This is a genomic window from Nocardia sp. NPDC050697 (genome assembly GCF_040654395.1).
GTDB lineage: Bacteria > Actinomycetota > Actinomycetes > Mycobacteriales > Mycobacteriaceae > Nocardia.
Genome location: NZ_JBFAHY010000003.1, coordinates 480,781 through 495,835, shown reverse-complemented (window position 1 = coordinate 495,835; position 15,055 = coordinate 480,781). Strand labels below are relative to the sequence as shown.

Here is a 15,055-nt window from a genome sequence, read left to right as displayed (position 1 = left end):
CCTTCGACGCTAGCAGAACCGAACGGTGCTGCAACATTCTCCGTTGAATTGTTGCCGCAACATTGAAATCCACTTTGTTGCACTGTACGGTCGGACCATGGCTGACAACGCTGCTCCCGCGACGACGCGGACGCATGGTGCCGAGGCGCACGCGATCGAGGCCCGCGATGTGCGGTTCGACTTCGATTCGGTTCCCCTGCACTACATCCCGGGTGAGGTGCTGGCCACCCACATCGTGAACGTCATGCACCTGGTGCTCCCGGAGGGGGAGCGGGCGATGGCGCAGGCGCTCAGCGAGGCGCTGCCCTATATCCGCGATCCGCGGCTGCGCGAGGAGGTGCAGGGGTTCGTGGGGCAGGAGACCACGCACGCCAACTCGCACGAGGCGGCGCGGAAGCACCTGCAGTCCATCGGGCTGGACGTGGAGTCGTACATCGGCAAGATCGCCTGGCTGGTCGATCGGCTGCTCGGTGACCACGGGCTCGATGGCCGCGCGAAAGAGGAGTGGCTCAAGGAGCGGCTCGGGCTCTTCGCGGGGATGGAGCACTACACCGCGGTGATCGGGGAGTGGCTGCTGAACGCTGACGTGCTCGCGGAGAAGAACATGCACCCGGCCATGCTCGACCTGGTGCGCTGGCACGGCGCCGAGGAGGTCGAGCACCGCAGCGTGGTCTACGACGCGTACATGTACCTGGACGGCGGCTACGCGCGGAAGGCGCGCACGGCGGTGCTGGCCAGCGCTACGCTGCTGCCGCTCTTCATCATCTCGACGGCGTACCTGTACCGGAAGGATCCGTCCGAGGACAAGGGGCGGTTCTGGGGGTCACAGTTCGTCGGCGCGACGCTGCGCGGGGTGGTGCCGAGCTGGACCGTCTTCTTCTCCGAGCTGCCGCGCTACCTGCGCCCCGGCTTCCACCCCTCGCAGCTGGGGCCGATGGACAAGGCGCTGCGCTACCTGGCGCACTCGCCGGCGGCCAGGGCGCATTCATGACCGCCCCCGCTGCGCTGCGGCTGCTCGGCACCGCGATGGACGTCTACAAGCAGGTGTTCGTCGCGGGGGCGACGGCCCCGCTGCTCTCCAGCCCGCAGCCGGTGCGGAACAGCGGGTTCGACCGGGACGTGGTGGTGGAGGCGGTGGAGCAGGTCGCGCTCGACGTGGTCGCGCTGACGCTGCGCGCCCCGGACGGCGGCGTGCTCCCGGTGTGGCGGCCCGGCGCGCACCTGGAGCTCTTCCTGCCGTCGGGGAGGCAGCGCCGCTACTCGCTCTGCGGCAACCCGCGCGATCGCTTCCGCTACCGGATCGCGGTGCGGCTCATCCCCGGCGGCGACGGCGGCTCGCGCGAGGTGCACGAGACGCTGCGGGCCGGGTCGGTGCTGCGGATCCGCGGGCCGCGCAATGCCTTCGGGTTCGTGGAGGCGCCCTCGTACCTGTTCATCGCCGGGGGCATCGGGATCACGCCGATCCTGCCCATGGTGCGGGCGGCGGGTCCCCGCGGGCGGCTGCTCTACCTGGGCAGCAGCCGGGATCGGATGCCGTTCCTGGACGAGCTGCCCGGGGCCGAGGTGCGGCCGGACGACGAATTCGGCCCGCCGGACCTGGCCGAACTGCTGAAAAGCGCCGAGCCGGGTGCGGCGGTGTACGTCTGCGGCCCGCCCGGCATGCTCGCCGCCGCCCAGCGGCTCGCCTTCGACAGCAACCCCACCGGGTCGCTGCACGTGGAGCGGTTCGCCCCGGCGCCGGTCGAGGGCGGGCGGGAGTTCGACCTCACGCTGGCGCGCACCGGCCGCACGGTCCGGGTCGGCGCCACCGAGACCGCGCTGGCCGCGATTCAGCGGGTGGACCCGCGGGTGCCGTACTCGTGCAGGCAGGGCTTCTGTGGCAGCTGCGAGACCAGGGTGCTGGCCGGGGCGGTCGAGCACCGCGACCGGGTGCCGAAAGCGCTGGCCAGGCCCGACCGCATCCGCCCGTGCGTCTCCCGCGCGGCGGGCGACGCGCTGGTACTGGACTGCTGAGAGGAAACCGATGGAACACAACCACGTGCTGATCGTCGGCGCCGGCTTCGGCGGCATCGGGCTGGCGATCAAGCTGCGCGCGGCGGGCTTCGACGACCTCGCGGTGCTGGAGCGCGCCGCCGAGCTGGGCGGCACCTGGCAGGCCAATACCTACCCGGGCGCCGCCTGCGACGTGCCCTCGCACCTGTACAGCTACTCCTTCGCGCCGAACCCGGACTGGTCGCGCACCTACGGGAAGCAGCCGGAGATCCTGGCCTACCTGCGCCGGGTCGCGGAGCAGCACGATGTGCTGCGGCACATCGAGTTCCGCACCGAGCTCACCGACGCGCGCTGGGACGAGGAGGCCGCGCTCTGGCGGGTCGAGACCTCGCGCGGGCCGCGCACCGCCGACTTCCTGATCTCTGCGGCAGGCGTCTTCGCCGAGGCCAAGTACCCGAGCCTGCCCGGGCTGGAGACCTTCGAGGGCACCACCTTCCACTCGCTGCACTGGGACCACGACCACGACCTCACCGGTGAGCGGGTCGCGGTGATCGGCACCGGCGCCTCCGCGGTGCAGTTCGTGCCGGAGATCCAGCCCAAGGTCGCGAAGCTGACGGTGTTCCAGCGCTCGGCGCCGTGGATCGTGCCCCGGATGGACCGGCCGACGCTCGGCGCGGAGCGGCTGCTGCTGCGCAAGGTGCCGCTGCTGCGGCAGGCGATCCGCGCGGGCTGGTACACCGCCATCGAGGGGTTCGGGCTGGTCTCGCTGGTGGACAAGCGGTTCCGGCACCTCTACGAGGCGCTCGGGCGGTTCCAGCTGCGCAGGCAGATCGCCGATCCGGAGCTGCGCGCCCGGGTCACCCCGGACTACATGATCGGCTGCAAGCGAGCGATCTTCTCGGACGCCTACCTCCCGGCGCTCGCCGCGCCGAACGTCGAGGTGGTCACCACCGGTATCGCCGAGGTACGGCCGCGCTCGATCCTGCTGCGGGACGGCACCGAGCGGCCGATCGACACCATCGTCTACGGCACCGGCTTCACCTCGACGCCGAGCGTCTACGGCAAGTACATCGGCCGGGACGGGCGCAGCATCGCCGAGCTGTACGAGACCCGGCCGCAGAGCTACCTCGGCATCGCGGTCGCCGGGTTCCCGAACTTCTTCAGCACGCTGGGGCCGTTCGGGGCGGCGGGCAATCAGTCCGCCATCTTCATGATCGAGTCGCAGATCGGCTACATCGTCGACGCCCTGCGCACCGCACAGCGTGCGGGCGCGAGAAGGGTGGAGCTGCGGCCCGAGGTGCAGGACGAGTTCCTCGACGAGATGCGCCGCCGCAGCGCCGACACGGTCTGGCTGACCGGCGGCTGCGACAGCTACTACACCACCGCGGACGGCGCCAACTCCGGGCTCTACCCGAACTGGAGCTTCGAATACCGCCGCCGCACCAGCCGTTTCGACATCGACTCCTACGAGGTGAGCGCATGATCCGGGGACTGTTCCGCGTGGCCGAGCCCGACTTCCGGGTCCGCGACCGGGTCGTCCTGATCACCGGGGCGGCGCAGGGCATCGGCCGGGAGCTGGCCACGGTGCTGCACCGGCGCGGCGCCGTCGTCGCGCTGGCCGATGTGGACGAGGTCGGCGCCAAGGCCGCGGCCGCCGCGCTGGGCAGCAGGGCCGCCGCCTTCGGGGCCGACGTCACCGACCGGGCGGCCATGGCCGAGGTGGTGGCCCGGGTGGTCGAGCGGTTCGGCGGGCTGGACGTGGTGGTGGCGAACGCGGGCATCGTGCCGAAGCCGGCCACCCTGCGCACCATGGACCCGGCGGTCTTCGACGCCGTGCTCGGGGTGAACCTGACCGGCGCGTTCAACACCGTCAAGCCCGCGCTGGACGCCATCGTAGCGAGCCGGGGGCACGTGGTGGTGGTGTCGTCCTGCGCGGCCTTCGCGCCGGGCATGGCGGGGTCGCCGTACATGATCAGCAAGGCCGCGGTGGAGCAGCTGGGCCGGGCGCTGCGGGTCGAGCTGGCCGCGCACGGCGCCACCGCGGGGGTCGCCTACTTCGGCATCGTGGACACCGCCATGACCCACGAGACGCTGGACAACGACGACCTCGGCCGCCGGGTGGAGGCGCTGCTGCCCTGGCCGCTGAACGTCCGGATCAGCGGTGCCGAGGCCGCCCTCGTCATCGCGGACGGCATCGAGCGGCGGGCGCCGCGCACCATCGCGCCCGCGGGCTGGGAGCCGTACGCGCTCTTCCGCGGGGCGATCAATGTCGCGCTGGACGCCAAGCTCACCCGCGACCGCGGGCTGCACGCGCTGCTGCACGCCGTCGAGGAGCGGGTGCGCGGCGCGCTGCCGGGGGAGCGGGCCGGCTCCGCCGCACCGTGACGGCGCGGCGCGGCGACATCAGTCCGGGACGTTGTCGGAGAAGCCGAGGTCGCGCAGCGCGGCCTTGATCTTCGCCTGCGCCTCGTCCAGCGACTCGGCGCTCGGGCTCGGGTCCGCGCCGGAGATGTCGAAGTTGCCCATCTCGTACGCCGGGAAGACGTGCACGTGCAGGTGCGGCACCTCCAGCCCGGCGATCAGCAGCCCGGCGCGCGGCGCGTCGAACGCCGCGCGCACGGCCTTGCCGACGGTCTGCGCCACGCCGGTGAGCCGCGCGAAGACGTCGGCGTCGACGTCCTGCCACTGGTCGATCTCCTTGCGCGGCACCACGAGGACGTGGCCCTGGGTGACCGGCGCGATGGTCAGGAAGCCGACGAACTCGTCGTCCGCCCAGACGAAGCGCCCGGGCAGGTCACCGGCGATGATCGCGCTGAATACGGAAGCCATGCCCGGCAGCGTAGTCAGACCCCGACGAAGTGCGACAGGATGCCCTGCACCTCGTAGATGTCGACCTGCCGATTGAACTTCTTCTGCAGCGGCTCCGGCGCGCCGGAGATCCAGATGACCAGCTCGGCGTCGAGATCGAAGGTGCCCGCGGTCTCCACCGCGAAGTGCGTGATCGAGCGGTACGGCACGCTGTGGTAACTCACCTTGCGGCCGGAGAGCCCCTGCTTGTCGACCAGGATCAACCTGCGGTTGGTGAAGAGCATGGCATCGCGCACCAGGATGTACGCCGAGTAGATCTGCTCGCCGTTGCCGAGCAGCCGCCCGTACTCCTGCTGCGCGCGTGCGGGATCCACGCCGCCCGCATTGCCCATGATTCCGTCGATCAAGCCCATCGGATCTCCCCGTCCCGGTCCAGCGGCGGCGCGGCGGCGCCCCCTCTCCACTATGCCTGCGAGCAGGTCACCTTCGTCCTCTACTCTGTTGCGCGTGCGCGCACTCGTCATCGGTTCCGGAGCCCGTGAACACGCCCTCGTCCTCGCCCTGCGCAAGGACCCGTCGGTGACGGCCGTCGTCGTCGCGCCGGGCAACGCGGGCATCGCCCAGCACGCCGAGCTGCGGCCGGTCGACCCGTCGTCCGGCGAGGCGGTGGTGGCGCTGGCCCGCGAGATCGGCGCCGACCTCGTGGTGATCGGCCCCGAGGTGCCGCTGGTGCTCGGCGTCGCTGACGCGGTGCGGGCGGCCGGGATCGCCTGCTTCGGCCCGTCGGCCGCGGCCGCGCGGATCGAGGGCTCGAAGGCCTTCGCCAAGGACGTCATGGCCGCCGCCCGGGTGCGCACCGCGCACAGCGAGATCGTGGACACCCCCGCCGACCTGGACGCCGCGCTCGACCGCTTCGGCCCCACCTGGGTGGTCAAGGACGACGGGCTGGCCGCGGGCAAGGGCGTCGTGGTGACCCCGGACCGCCTCACCGCCCGCGACCACGGCGCCGAGCTGCTGGAGCAGGGGCACCCGGTGCTGCTGGAGTCGTTCCTGGACGGGCCGGAGGTGTCGCTGTTCTGCCTGGTCGACGGGGAGACGGTGGTGCCGCTGCTGCCCGCGCAGGACCACAAGCGGGTGGGCGACGGCGACAGCGGGCCGAACACCGGCGGCATGGGCGCCTACACCCCGCTGCCCTGGCTGCCCGCCGACGCCGTCGCGGAGATCGTGCGCGACGTGGTGGAGCCGGTCGCCGCCGAGCTGGTGCGGCGGGGCTCGTCCTTCTCCGGGCTGCTCTACGCCGGGCTCGCCATGGGCGCGGCCGGGCCCGCCGTCGTCGAGTTCAACTGCCGCTTCGGCGATCCGGAGACGCAGGCGGTGCTGGCGCTGCTGGAGAGCCCGCTCGGCGAGCTGCTGCACGCCACCGCCACCGGGCGGCTCGCGGAGGTCCCCGCGCCGCGCTGGGCCGACGGAGCCGCGGTGACGGTGGTGCTCGCCGCCGAGAACTACCCGGCGCGGCCCCGGCTCGGCGATGTCATCGGCGGGGCGGGGGAGGCAGGGCCGGACGAGGCCACCGTGCTGCACGCCGGGACCGCGCTGCGCGACGGCGCGCTCGTCTCGGCCGGAGGCCGGGTGCTGAACGTGGTCGGCACCGGCGCCGACCTCGCCGCCGCGCGGGAGCGGGCGTACGCGCGGATCGGCTCGATCAAGCTGCCCGGCAGCCACTACCGCACCGATATCGGGCTCGGCGCGGTGCAGAACCGGATCTCGCTCAGTTCAAGCTGAGGCCGCGGAGCGCGAACCAGCGCTGCGGGTCCACATGCTGGCCGCCCTCGATCACCTCGAAGTGCAGGTGCGGGCCGGTGGAGTCGCCGCGGTTGCCGATGCGGGCGATCTGCATGCCCGCGGGCACCCGCTCGCCGACCGAGACGAAGAAGTCGTACATGTGGCCGTAGACGGTGATGGTGCCGTCGTCGTGCCGGATCCGCACCCAGAGGCCGAAGCCCTGGGCCGGGCCGGCGTCGATGACGGTGCCGTTGGCGACCGCGTAGATCGGTGAGCCGATCGGGCCCGCGATATCGATGCCCTGGTGCATGGTGCCCCAGCGGGAGCCGAAACCGCTGGTGAAAAGGCCGCGGGCGGGCAGGACGATGCCACCCGGGCCGGGGATGACGGCGCCGGGGGTGCTGCCGGGGACCGGGGCGACGCCGGTGGTGAGCCAGGGGACCGCCTCGCCCGCGGCGGCCGCGGCGGCCTCGGCGCGGGCGCGCTCCAGGGTTGCGCGGGCGGCGGCGGCGACCACGGCCTGTTCGCGCAGGCGCTCGCCGTTGGCGACGGCGTCGAGGAGACGGCGGATCGACGGGGTCGAGGTCTGGACCTGCGGGGGATACGGGAAGGCGACGCGCTGGGCCTCGCCGGGGGCGAGCGGGCGGTCGACGATGGCGCCGTTGTTCGCGGCGTCGCCGGTCGCGAGGACGACGACCACCAGGACGGCCGCGATGAGGTAGCGGTGGTCCTTGGCGTGGGTGAGCAGTTCGTCCCCGGAGGGGCGGCGCTGCCAGAGTTCGCGGGGGTTGGGGGCCTCGCGGAGGGTGGCGGCGGCGTCGTGGCGCAGGGTCTTCAGGGTGGACCAGCCCGCCCAGGCGCGGGGGCCGCGGGCGCGGAGCGCCAGGGGGCGCGGTGCCGTCGCGGCATCGTCATCGACGTCTGCCCCGAGCCCGTCGCCGTCGCCGTCGCCGTCGGCGTCGGCGCGCTCCGCCGAGCCGATCCCGGCATCGTGCCGCGCCCCACTGGAGTCGTCGTGTTGCGCAGCGTTGGGGTCGCCGTGCTGCGCCGCGTGGGCGTCGACCGCGCCGGTCTCGCCGCGCTCCGCCGTGTCGGCGGCACTCGCGGTCGAATCCGCGCGCGACTCGCCCGTGCCGGAGTCGCGAGGCTCCGCGTCGCGCGGATCGCTCGCATCGCCATTGGCGGCGCCGTTCCCCACCGCCTCCGGCGCACCACCCTTCCCCCGCCGCCACCGCTTGCGCCAGTCGGGCGGGACGATCACGGTGCCCCCGGTGGCCCCGGCGCGGTCGAGGCGGGGGCTGCGCGCCTCATCGTCCATTGCGCCGACCATAACCCCGGTTACCCGCGGACGGGTGCTCTACCGTCGGACGGGTGTCCAGAGAATCGCGCCGGTCGACCATCCCCCCTTTCTACGTCATGGACGTCTGGAAGGCCGCCGCCGCGCGCGCCCGCAGCCACGGTGACGTGCTGGTACTGGCCGCGGGGCAACCGTCGACCCAAGCTCCGGAGCCGGTACTGCGCGCCACCCGTGCCGCACTCGGCACCGAGCTGCTCGGCTACACCGAGACCTTCGGCATCCTGCCGCTGCGCACCGCCATCGCCGAGCACCACACCGCGACCTACGGCTACCCGGTCGACCCGGAGGAGGTCGTGGTGACCACCGGCTCCTCCGGCGCCTTCACCCTGCTCTTCCTGGCCGCCTTCGACCCCGGTGACACCGTGGTGGTGGCCCGCCCCGGTTACCCCGCCTACCGCAACACCCTCACCGCGCTCGGCTGCGCGGTGCTGGAGCTGGACTGCGGCGAGCAGACCCGCTTCCAGCCGACCGTCGCCATGCTGGAGACGCTGCCCGAGCCACCGGCCGGGCTGATTGTCGCCAGCCCGGCCAACCCCACCGGCACCATGATCGACCCGGCGGAACTCGCCGCGCTGGCGCGCTGGTGCGAGGCGAACGGCACCCTGCTCATCTCGGAGGAGAAATGTCGATGCGGGGTATCGTCGAACGGTGACCCTGCGCGCCATCATCTACGCCCGCGTCTCCAAGCCCGGCGAGAAATCCGTGACCGACCAGGAGAAGGTCGGCCGCCGCGACCTGGCCTCCATCGGCGCCGAGGTCGTGGCCGTCTACACCGACAAGCAGTCCGCTTCACGGTACCGCCGCGTCGCTGAACGTCCCGGCTTCCTCGCCACGCTCAAACGCGCCCGAGCCGGGGACATCGATCTGGTGTGGTCGTTCGCTGGCAACAGGGCGCACCGCGACCTCGACGACTACGTTGACTTGCGTCGCCTGTGCATCGACACCCGGACCCTGTGGCGGTACGGCGGGCGCACCTACGACATGACCGTCCCAGCCGACCGACGGGCCACCAACGCCGACGCGATCCGCGCCGAGGAGTTCGGGGACGACCTGTCGGAAGCGACGCGCCGTGGCGTGCAGGAGGCGCTGGAGGACGGGCGGGCGCACGGGAAGCTGCCGCGCGGGTATCGCATCGTCCGGGACTCCACGACGGGTGAGCCGCTGCGGCGGGAGGCGATCCCCGAGCAGGCCGAGGTGATCCGGGAGGCGGCCAGGCGGGCGCTGAACCGGGAGCGGATGATGCCGCTGGCGGCGTCGCTCGAGCAGCGCTGGCGGGCAGCTGGGGGCACGGGGGTGTGGTCGGGGCGCACGCTGCGCCTGATCCTCATCAACCCCACCTACGCCGGGCTGCGGACCTCAGCGGGGCAGGTGGCGCGGGAGGGAAAGTGGGAGCCGATCCTGACCGTGGAGCAGCACGAGCAGCTGCATTCCCTGCTGACCGACCCTGGCCGGCGCACCAGCGACCGCGGGCCGAAGACCGCCTACCTGCTGTCCTACATCGCCGAGTGCGGGGTGTGCGGGGGGCCGATGAGTCCGAAGCTGCCGGTGCGCAACCGGCCGCGCAGCGTGCACACCTACCGCTGCAAGGCGGGGCACTGCTCGCGGTCGATGGCGGTGGTCGATGCCTTCGTGCAGGACGTGCTGCTGTCCCTGCTGGAGGACCCGGCCGTGGAGGCGAAGCTGTCAGCCCCGCTCGATGAGAGCGGGCCATCGCTGGAGGACGTGCTGGCCGAGGTGAAGCGGCTGGAGGACGCGAAGCTGACATGGCTGCGTGACGCGGCCCGGGGCGGGTTGTCGGCGCTGGCGGTGAAGACGTATGAGGCCGAGGTGGATTCGCAGATCGCGGAGGTGCGTGCGAGGGTGACATTCCGGGAGGTCGATCCGCTGTTGAGGGATCTCGTGGGGGCTGGGGTGCGGGATCGGTGGAAGGTGCAATCCCTGGAGAGGAAGCGCCAGGTGCTGCGCTCGTGCGTGAGTGTGATCATTTACCCGACGCGAAATACCAAGGAGCTGACCGGGGTAGAGGTATTCCCGATCGGAGCCCTGGCATAACCGCCCGGAAGTAGCTGACCCTCATTCGTTGCATAACCGCGCGGTCAAGCCGGGGATACGGATTGGATGCCGAGACCTCGGCGTGTCGGAACCGATGCGCATTCCTCACAACCGATTTGTCCAAACCGTCACTTAGATCACGGGTTTGCGTATGATCTGCTAGAGGGGATCATCCCCTGAAAGTCTGATCTTGTCGGACTATCACGGCGCGTGGGAGCAGGGTCGGAGCCGGGGTCCGTCAGGGTTCAAGCGCGATTGCTGTGAGGTGACGTGTGAGTTCTGTCGGGGCGGCGACGACTACCGGACCGGGAAGATGAGCGCGGGCGGGGCCTGGCCCCTGCTCTCCCCCGAAGCGCTGGCCGAGATGATCGGCGCGATTCCCCGGCCCCCGCGCGGGACGGTAGCTGTGCGCGACGGGTGGGCTCACATCGGTGCGGTCCACGAGAACTCCGGCGCGGTGAGCTACACCCCTCGGCATGGCATCACACCCGAGCAGCGGCTGAGCCTCATCGCCGCCGCCACTCGGGTGTGTGTCCAGGGTCGAAATGCCCTACCGGGTTGGAAATTCCGGCAGCGTGAATGGGTGACTGGAATTCGTACGCGTCAGCCCTTGTCGCTCGTGTCGTCATCCGAATTCAGTTCACGCATTTCCTCATCCGAAAGCGCATATCCGGTGACCTGCGCGGGATTCAGGGAGCCGTCCGCCTGATACAGCTCGGCGGTCGAGTATGCCCGCCGAACGAAATCGCCCATGTCCTGCCCAAAGGCTTGGGTGATTCGATCCAGCTGGTCGACATCGATGGCGGTGAGCGCCTTTTCGATCTTGCTGAGAGTGGGGACCGGTATCCCGGATCTGCTGGACAGATCCTCTTGCGTCATCCGCTTGGCGGCCCGCGTCATCCTGATCGCGGTCGCGATCAAGCGCGTGGACTCGCCGATCCGACGAGGGTTCGTAGCCATATGGGTAGGTTAGCGGCCCATATGGGGCGGAAACTAGTGCGGATATGGGGCTGTCCCACGGTAACGCCCGGTCCGATTTGGGACTAACGACCACCACTGGCTAGGGTCTGCCGTTCGCTTGCTGCAACCCAAATGGGTGGTAGCCTATCCATATGGAGAGGTTAACCGACCGGTCGCGGCGGGTTCGAGCCCGCGTCGAAGCGGCCATTGAGGGCTCCTCGGTCTCCCAGACGGCTGTGGCAGACATCACAGGCATACCACGCGAAACCCTTCGCCGACGCCTGCGCGGTGCCACCGCCTTCACTGTCGACGAGGTCGAGCTGATCGCCCGCGCACTGGAGGTCGACTTCTTCGACCTCATGGACAGCCCTGAGCGGACGGCGTCATGAGCTACCGCGAGCGACTGGACGACGCGACCGAGGCGGCCATCGCCGAGCAAGTGGCAAGGCAGCGGAAGCGCTTCAAGCCCAGCGATCTCGATCAGGCCGTGCTGCTGCTCCGCGCCTTCGAGCGGCAGGACCGCGAGCGCGCCCAACGACAGGAGAACGCCGCATGAGCACCGACCTGATGCCGTTCCAGTACGGCGAAACCACCGTCCGCACGGTCCTCATCGACGGCGAGCCCTGGTTCGTCCTCGCCGACCTGTGCCGGGTGCTGGAGATCGCGGCCGTCGGTCGCGCTGCCTCTCGGCTGGACGAGGGTGTGCGCCGGACGCACACCCTTGATACCCCCGGCGGGCCGCAGCAGATGACGGTCGTCTCCGAGGCGGGCATGTACGAGATCGTCATCCGCTCGGACAAGGCGGAGGCGGTGACCTTCCGCCGCTGGATCACGGCCGAGGTGCTGCCGACCATCCGCAAGACGGGCGGCGCGTACATCGCCCCCGGCTCGCAGGCCGAGCTGGACCTGTCGAATCCGGACACCGCGCTGGACAAGCTGATCGAGATCGCTCAGGTCGCCAAGGCCGAGCGGGCGCAGCGGCTCGCGCTCCAGGAGCAGATCGAGGCTGACCGACCGATGGTGGAGCGGGCCAAGCGCCACGCCGCCGGGGAGGGCATGGTCACGCGCACCCAGTTCTTCCGCGAGGTCAAGGCATGGGCGGCCGAGCGGGGTGTCGCGGTCAAGCAGGCCGAGGTCAACGACTTCCTCTCCACCCGCAAGCTGGGCTTGTTCGTTCGCGGCAACCGCAGCGACTCCGGGCAGGCGACCGCGGCGGCGATCGAGAAGGGCTACGCCGACAACAAGCCGGGGACCTCCGAGGGCGGGTTCAACTACATCACCGGGAAGCTGACCCCGAAGGGGCAGGAGTACGCCTGGGAGCGGGTGGTCCGGTTCATCGACGCGAACGGGACGCTGGAGCTGCCGCGCCAGATCGGCGGTGCGGCGTGATCGGCTACACCCACCTCGACGTCATCAAGTACATGCGGTTCGAGATGGGCTGGTGCATCGACAGCGTCACCGATTCGCTGTTCGGCGCGGCGCCCGGTGAGGGCGGCTGCGACCCGGACGTGGCCGAGCGGTTGCAGTCGCTGCGCGAGCAGATGATCGCCGTCGCGGCACCGCTCACGCATGACTGGGGCGTGTACTCCGACGGGCGCCGGGTGTGGTCGGAGGTCGAGATCGAGCGCGGCCACGGCCACATCCATGTGTGGCACCCGGACCCCGCGAAGAACACGGAGCGGATTGTCACGGGAAAGCTGCTGGCCGATCCGGGCATGGAGGCCGGGACGTACGAAGTCACGGTCACCCCGCCGCAGACCTTGACGGTGCGCACCTTCCCGGTCGTGCCGCGCAGGTTGCAGGTGGTGCCGTCGTGATCGCCGTGCTGTTCGTCGCCGCGGTGGCCGCCCTGGTACCGACCGCTCTGATCGCTCACGCCCTGCGTACCGAGGCCCGGTCGTCTCGTGCTCACGCCCGCCGCCGGCACCCGGCTACGTGGCACGCGGAGCAGGGGAAGCGATGAGCGGCGACAACCCGCGCATGCGGGAGCTGATCGAGCGGTCCTCGCTCGGTACCCCGGCGGCGCAGCGGTTGCGGGAGTCGGTGCCGCTGGAGGTGGGGCGGGAGATCGTGCGCCGCGCCGAGGCGAAGCGGAAGCCCGCGTCGAAAACCTGTGCTCACTGCGGGCGGGTCGGGTCGCAGCTGTTCCGCCCGAGCGTCGACTGGTTCACCGGGGAGTCCATCCACTTCTGCGTGAACCGCGCGGCCTGTAGCGACCGCTACGCGAGGGTGACGCGCGCGTACCAGAAGGCCCATCCCGGCGAGTTCCTGCCGAGGCAGGCGGAGCTTCTCGCCTGGGCCGCTTCCGAGTCTTCCCCACTGCGAGCTGATTCCGCTCCGCGCAGTGGGGCCGCGCACCCCGACCCCGAGTCACGTGACGGCGGGTCCGGGGCGGGGTGCGCCTCCAACCCCTGAACAGGGCTGTGGCCGCCGAGCGCCTACTCGACGGCCACCAGAACCAACAACCGAGAACGGAGTCTACTTCATGACCGTCACCCCCGTCGGCAAGCGCTGGCGATCGAAGGACGGCACCCGCCTCATCGAGGTGGAGTCCGAGGCGTCCCCCTGGTGCGGCGAGCGGATGTTCATGGTGCGCGGGCTGGAGGGCTCGAACCGCCGCCGCCAGCTCAGCTACTCCGGGCTGCTGCGGAAGTACGTGCCCGCCGAGGAGCAGTCGTGACCGACACCTTCCCCGCCGCCGCGGCGCTCGCCGACGCGCAGGACCGCTGCGACTACTGGAACGCCCGGTTCCCGGACGGCACCGAGGTCCGCATCCACAACGGCACCGACTGGGTGCCCGCCCGCACCACCTCCGCCGCGATGGTCGTCGGCCGCACCGCCGTCGTGCACGTCGCGGGTGTGCGCAAGCCGATCGCCCTGTCCCACGTCTCCCTCGTCACCTCCGAGGAGGTCCAGCGATGACCGCGATCATCCATTCGACGCAGCTGTGGCCGACCGTGATCGGCGGTGCCCGGTGAGCCTGCGCCCGCCCGCTCCCCGCCCGTGCGAGTCCTGCCCCTACCGGGTCGACGTCCCGTCCGCGGTGTGGTCCTTCGCCGACTACGAGAAGCTCCGCGACTACGACGACCAGCACGGGCCGCGGATGATGCAGCTGTTCCAGTGCCACCAGGTCGACGCCGACAGCGATCAGGCGCGGCTGTGCGGGGGATGGGTCGGATGCCACGGCGCCGACTCCCTCGGCCTGCGCATGGCCGTGCTCACCGGCTCGATGGACCCGGCGGTGTTCGCCTACGAGTCCCCGGTAGAGCTGTTCGCCTCCGGGAACGAGGCGGCCGACCACGGACAGGCGGAGATGGACGACCCGCGTGAGGCCGCGGTGCGGCTGATGAACAAGATCGCCCGCTCCCGGCCCGGCGTGATCGGGGTCGAGTCGTGACCCGCGCTGAGCTGGAGGCGTACGCCCTCTCCCTGGGCTGGGCCGTCAACAAAACCACCACCCACCCAGCGGTCACGTTGTTCGGCCGCGACGGCTACGGCATCGCGGTGATCTGGCATCACGCCTACCCGGACGAGGTGGTGGCCGCGGCGCTGGCCGGTCCGGGCAAGCCGGAGACGTGGGCCGGGTTCGGGCACGGCTGGGTGCGCAAGCGGCTGCGGGAGTTGGCGGCCACCTACACCCCGCCGGCGTCGCTGCTCGACACCGTGGCGGTGGCCGTGGACGACGAGCCCCCGGACCTCGCCGACCTCCCGACGGTGGAGGGCGAGGACTGCACCCACGAGATCTACGAGCACGGCCGCTGCGCTGGGTGCGGCGAGCTCGACGACCCCGATCCCGAGATGACCACTCGGCCCTCTGGTCGCGTGAGCGGTTGTCAGGGGCGCGGCTGGTACCACGACGGAAGCGAGGAAGAGGCGGCGGGCGCAATCGGGCGCCCGGCTCGCGCCTGCCCGGAGTGCAGCCGAGGCGGTGCCTGATGCCCGCCCGTAACCGTCCCCACCCTCCCGCTCCCCGCCCCCTGTGGATGGACCGCGTCGAGGAGACGTGGCGCCGCACCGGGTTCATCGCGAGCACGTGCAGCGGTACCGGGGGGATCTCCGCCCGCGCCTACCAGGAGGGCGCCATGACCAGTGAGCCCCATCGAG

Annotated in this window: 19 protein-coding genes and 1 pseudogene; 16 read left to right on the top strand and 4 right to left on the bottom strand. The window is 71.3% G+C overall.

Annotated features, from left to right (window positions below; genetic code table 11):
* Positions 1-97: 97 nt before the first annotated feature.
* From AB0H71_RS14060 to AB0H71_RS14045, 4 genes are read left to right on the top strand one after another with little or no spacing between them, the layout of a single operon-like run.
* Positions 98-991, top strand: a complete 894-nt coding sequence (locus tag AB0H71_RS14060; protein WP_357019605.1) for a metal-dependent hydrolase — start codon at positions 98-100, stop codon at positions 989-991.
* On the top strand, positions 988-2,013 hold the full coding sequence (locus AB0H71_RS14055) for a PDR/VanB family oxidoreductase (RefSeq protein ID WP_357019602.1): 1,026 nt from the start codon (positions 988-990) through the stop codon (positions 2,011-2,013). Before AB0H71_RS14060 ends, AB0H71_RS14055 begins: the two co-directional genes overlap by 4 nt.
* A 10-nt stretch (positions 2,014-2,023) precedes the next feature.
* Positions 2,024-3,475, top strand: coding sequence for an NAD(P)/FAD-dependent oxidoreductase (locus AB0H71_RS14050; RefSeq protein ID WP_357019600.1), 1,452 nt, complete (start codon positions 2,024-2,026; stop codon positions 3,473-3,475).
* Positions 3,472-4,377, top strand: a complete 906-nt coding sequence (locus AB0H71_RS14045) for a short-chain dehydrogenase/reductase (RefSeq protein ID WP_357019597.1) — start codon at positions 3,472-3,474, stop codon at positions 4,375-4,377. Before AB0H71_RS14050 ends, AB0H71_RS14045 begins: the two co-directional genes overlap by 4 nt.
* A gap of 18 nt (positions 4,378-4,395) precedes the next feature.
* Here the strand turns inward: AB0H71_RS14045 and AB0H71_RS14040 are convergent, their stop codons facing one another.
* The gene (locus tag AB0H71_RS14040) at positions 4,396-4,821 is read right to left on the bottom strand and encodes an HIT family protein (RefSeq protein ID WP_357019594.1); all 426 of its coding nucleotides are present in this window, start codon (positions 4,819-4,821) and stop codon (positions 4,396-4,398) included.
* 14 nt (positions 4,822-4,835) lie between these two features.
* On the bottom strand, positions 4,836-5,213 hold the full coding sequence (locus AB0H71_RS14035) for a PH domain-containing protein (protein ID WP_357019592.1): 378 nt from the start codon (positions 5,211-5,213) through the stop codon (positions 4,836-4,838).
* Positions 5,214-5,307: 94 nt separating this feature from the next.
* On the opposite strand from AB0H71_RS14035, the gene purD reads away from it, so the two are divergent.
* Positions 5,308-6,582, top strand: coding sequence for a phosphoribosylamine--glycine ligase (gene purD, locus AB0H71_RS14030; protein ID WP_357019589.1), 1,275 nt, complete (start codon positions 5,308-5,310; stop codon positions 6,580-6,582).
* Here purD and AB0H71_RS14025 read toward each other — a convergent pair.
* Positions 6,569-7,330, bottom strand: a complete 762-nt coding sequence (locus tag AB0H71_RS14025) for a M23 family metallopeptidase (RefSeq protein WP_357020368.1) — start codon at positions 7,328-7,330, stop codon at positions 6,569-6,571. The genes purD and AB0H71_RS14025 overlap by 14 nt on opposite strands.
* Positions 7,331-7,953: 623 nt before the next feature.
* On the opposite strand from AB0H71_RS14025, the pseudogene AB0H71_RS14020 reads away from it, so the two are divergent.
* Both AB0H71_RS14020 and AB0H71_RS14015 read left to right on the top strand, forming a co-directional pair.
* A pseudogene (locus AB0H71_RS14020) lies at positions 7,954-8,559 on the top strand (aminotransferase class I/II-fold pyridoxal phosphate-dependent enzyme); the annotation flags it as partial.
* Between the two features lie 28 nt (positions 8,560-8,587).
* Complete coding sequence (locus tag AB0H71_RS14015; RefSeq protein WP_357019586.1) at positions 8,588-9,991, top strand: recombinase family protein; 1,404 nt, start codon at positions 8,588-8,590, stop codon at positions 9,989-9,991.
* A gap of 603 nt (positions 9,992-10,594) precedes the next feature.
* On the opposite strand, the gene AB0H71_RS14010 is transcribed toward AB0H71_RS14015, so the two are convergent.
* The gene (locus AB0H71_RS14010; protein WP_357019583.1) at positions 10,595-10,951 is read right to left on the bottom strand and encodes a helix-turn-helix transcriptional regulator; all 357 of its coding nucleotides are present in this window, start codon (positions 10,949-10,951) and stop codon (positions 10,595-10,597) included.
* Positions 10,952-11,103: 152 nt separating this feature from the next.
* Between AB0H71_RS14010 and AB0H71_RS14005 the strand changes: the two genes are divergently transcribed.
* The 9 genes from AB0H71_RS14005 to AB0H71_RS13965 all read left to right on the top strand — a co-directional run bounded on the left by AB0H71_RS14005 (position 11,104) and on the right by AB0H71_RS13965 (position 14,887).
* Positions 11,104-11,340 carry a helix-turn-helix transcriptional regulator gene (locus AB0H71_RS14005; protein WP_357019579.1) on the top strand — a complete coding sequence of 79 codons (237 nt, stop codon included), beginning with the start codon at positions 11,104-11,106 and terminating at the stop codon, positions 11,338-11,340.
* On the top strand, positions 11,337-11,507 hold the full coding sequence (locus tag AB0H71_RS14000) for a hypothetical protein (protein ID WP_357019576.1): 171 nt from the start codon (positions 11,337-11,339) through the stop codon (positions 11,505-11,507). The genes AB0H71_RS14005 and AB0H71_RS14000 overlap by 4 nt, the downstream gene beginning before the upstream one ends.
* Complete coding sequence (locus AB0H71_RS13995; protein ID WP_357019573.1) at positions 11,504-12,340, top strand: BRO family protein; 837 nt, start codon at positions 11,504-11,506, stop codon at positions 12,338-12,340. Before AB0H71_RS14000 ends, AB0H71_RS13995 begins: the two co-directional genes overlap by 4 nt.
* A complete protein-coding gene (locus AB0H71_RS13990) occupies positions 12,337-12,768 on the top strand; it encodes a hypothetical protein (RefSeq protein WP_357019571.1) in 432 nt (143 codons plus the stop codon). The genes AB0H71_RS13995 and AB0H71_RS13990 overlap by 4 nt, the downstream gene beginning before the upstream one ends.
* 142 nt (positions 12,769-12,910) lie before the next feature.
* On the top strand, positions 12,911-13,366 hold the full coding sequence (locus tag AB0H71_RS13985) for a hypothetical protein (protein WP_357019568.1): 456 nt from the start codon (positions 12,911-12,913) through the stop codon (positions 13,364-13,366).
* Positions 13,367-13,436: 70 nt separating this feature from the next.
* The gene (locus AB0H71_RS13980) at positions 13,437-13,631 is read left to right on the top strand and encodes a hypothetical protein (RefSeq protein WP_357019565.1); all 195 of its coding nucleotides are present in this window, start codon (positions 13,437-13,439) and stop codon (positions 13,629-13,631) included.
* Positions 13,628-13,873: a hypothetical protein gene (locus AB0H71_RS13975; protein ID WP_357019562.1), complete on the top strand. Its 246-nt coding sequence runs from the start codon at positions 13,628-13,630 to the stop codon at positions 13,871-13,873. The genes AB0H71_RS13980 and AB0H71_RS13975 overlap by 4 nt, the downstream gene beginning before the upstream one ends.
* A gap of 52 nt (positions 13,874-13,925) precedes the next feature.
* Positions 13,926-14,348 carry a DUF6283 family protein gene (locus AB0H71_RS13970; RefSeq protein ID WP_357019559.1) on the top strand — a complete coding sequence of 141 codons (423 nt, stop codon included), beginning with the start codon at positions 13,926-13,928 and terminating at the stop codon, positions 14,346-14,348.
* Positions 14,345-14,887 carry a hypothetical protein gene (locus tag AB0H71_RS13965; protein WP_357019557.1) on the top strand — a complete coding sequence of 181 codons (543 nt, stop codon included), beginning with the start codon at positions 14,345-14,347 and terminating at the stop codon, positions 14,885-14,887. Before AB0H71_RS13970 ends, AB0H71_RS13965 begins: the two co-directional genes overlap by 4 nt.
* The last annotated feature ends 168 nt before the right edge of the window (positions 14,888-15,055 follow it).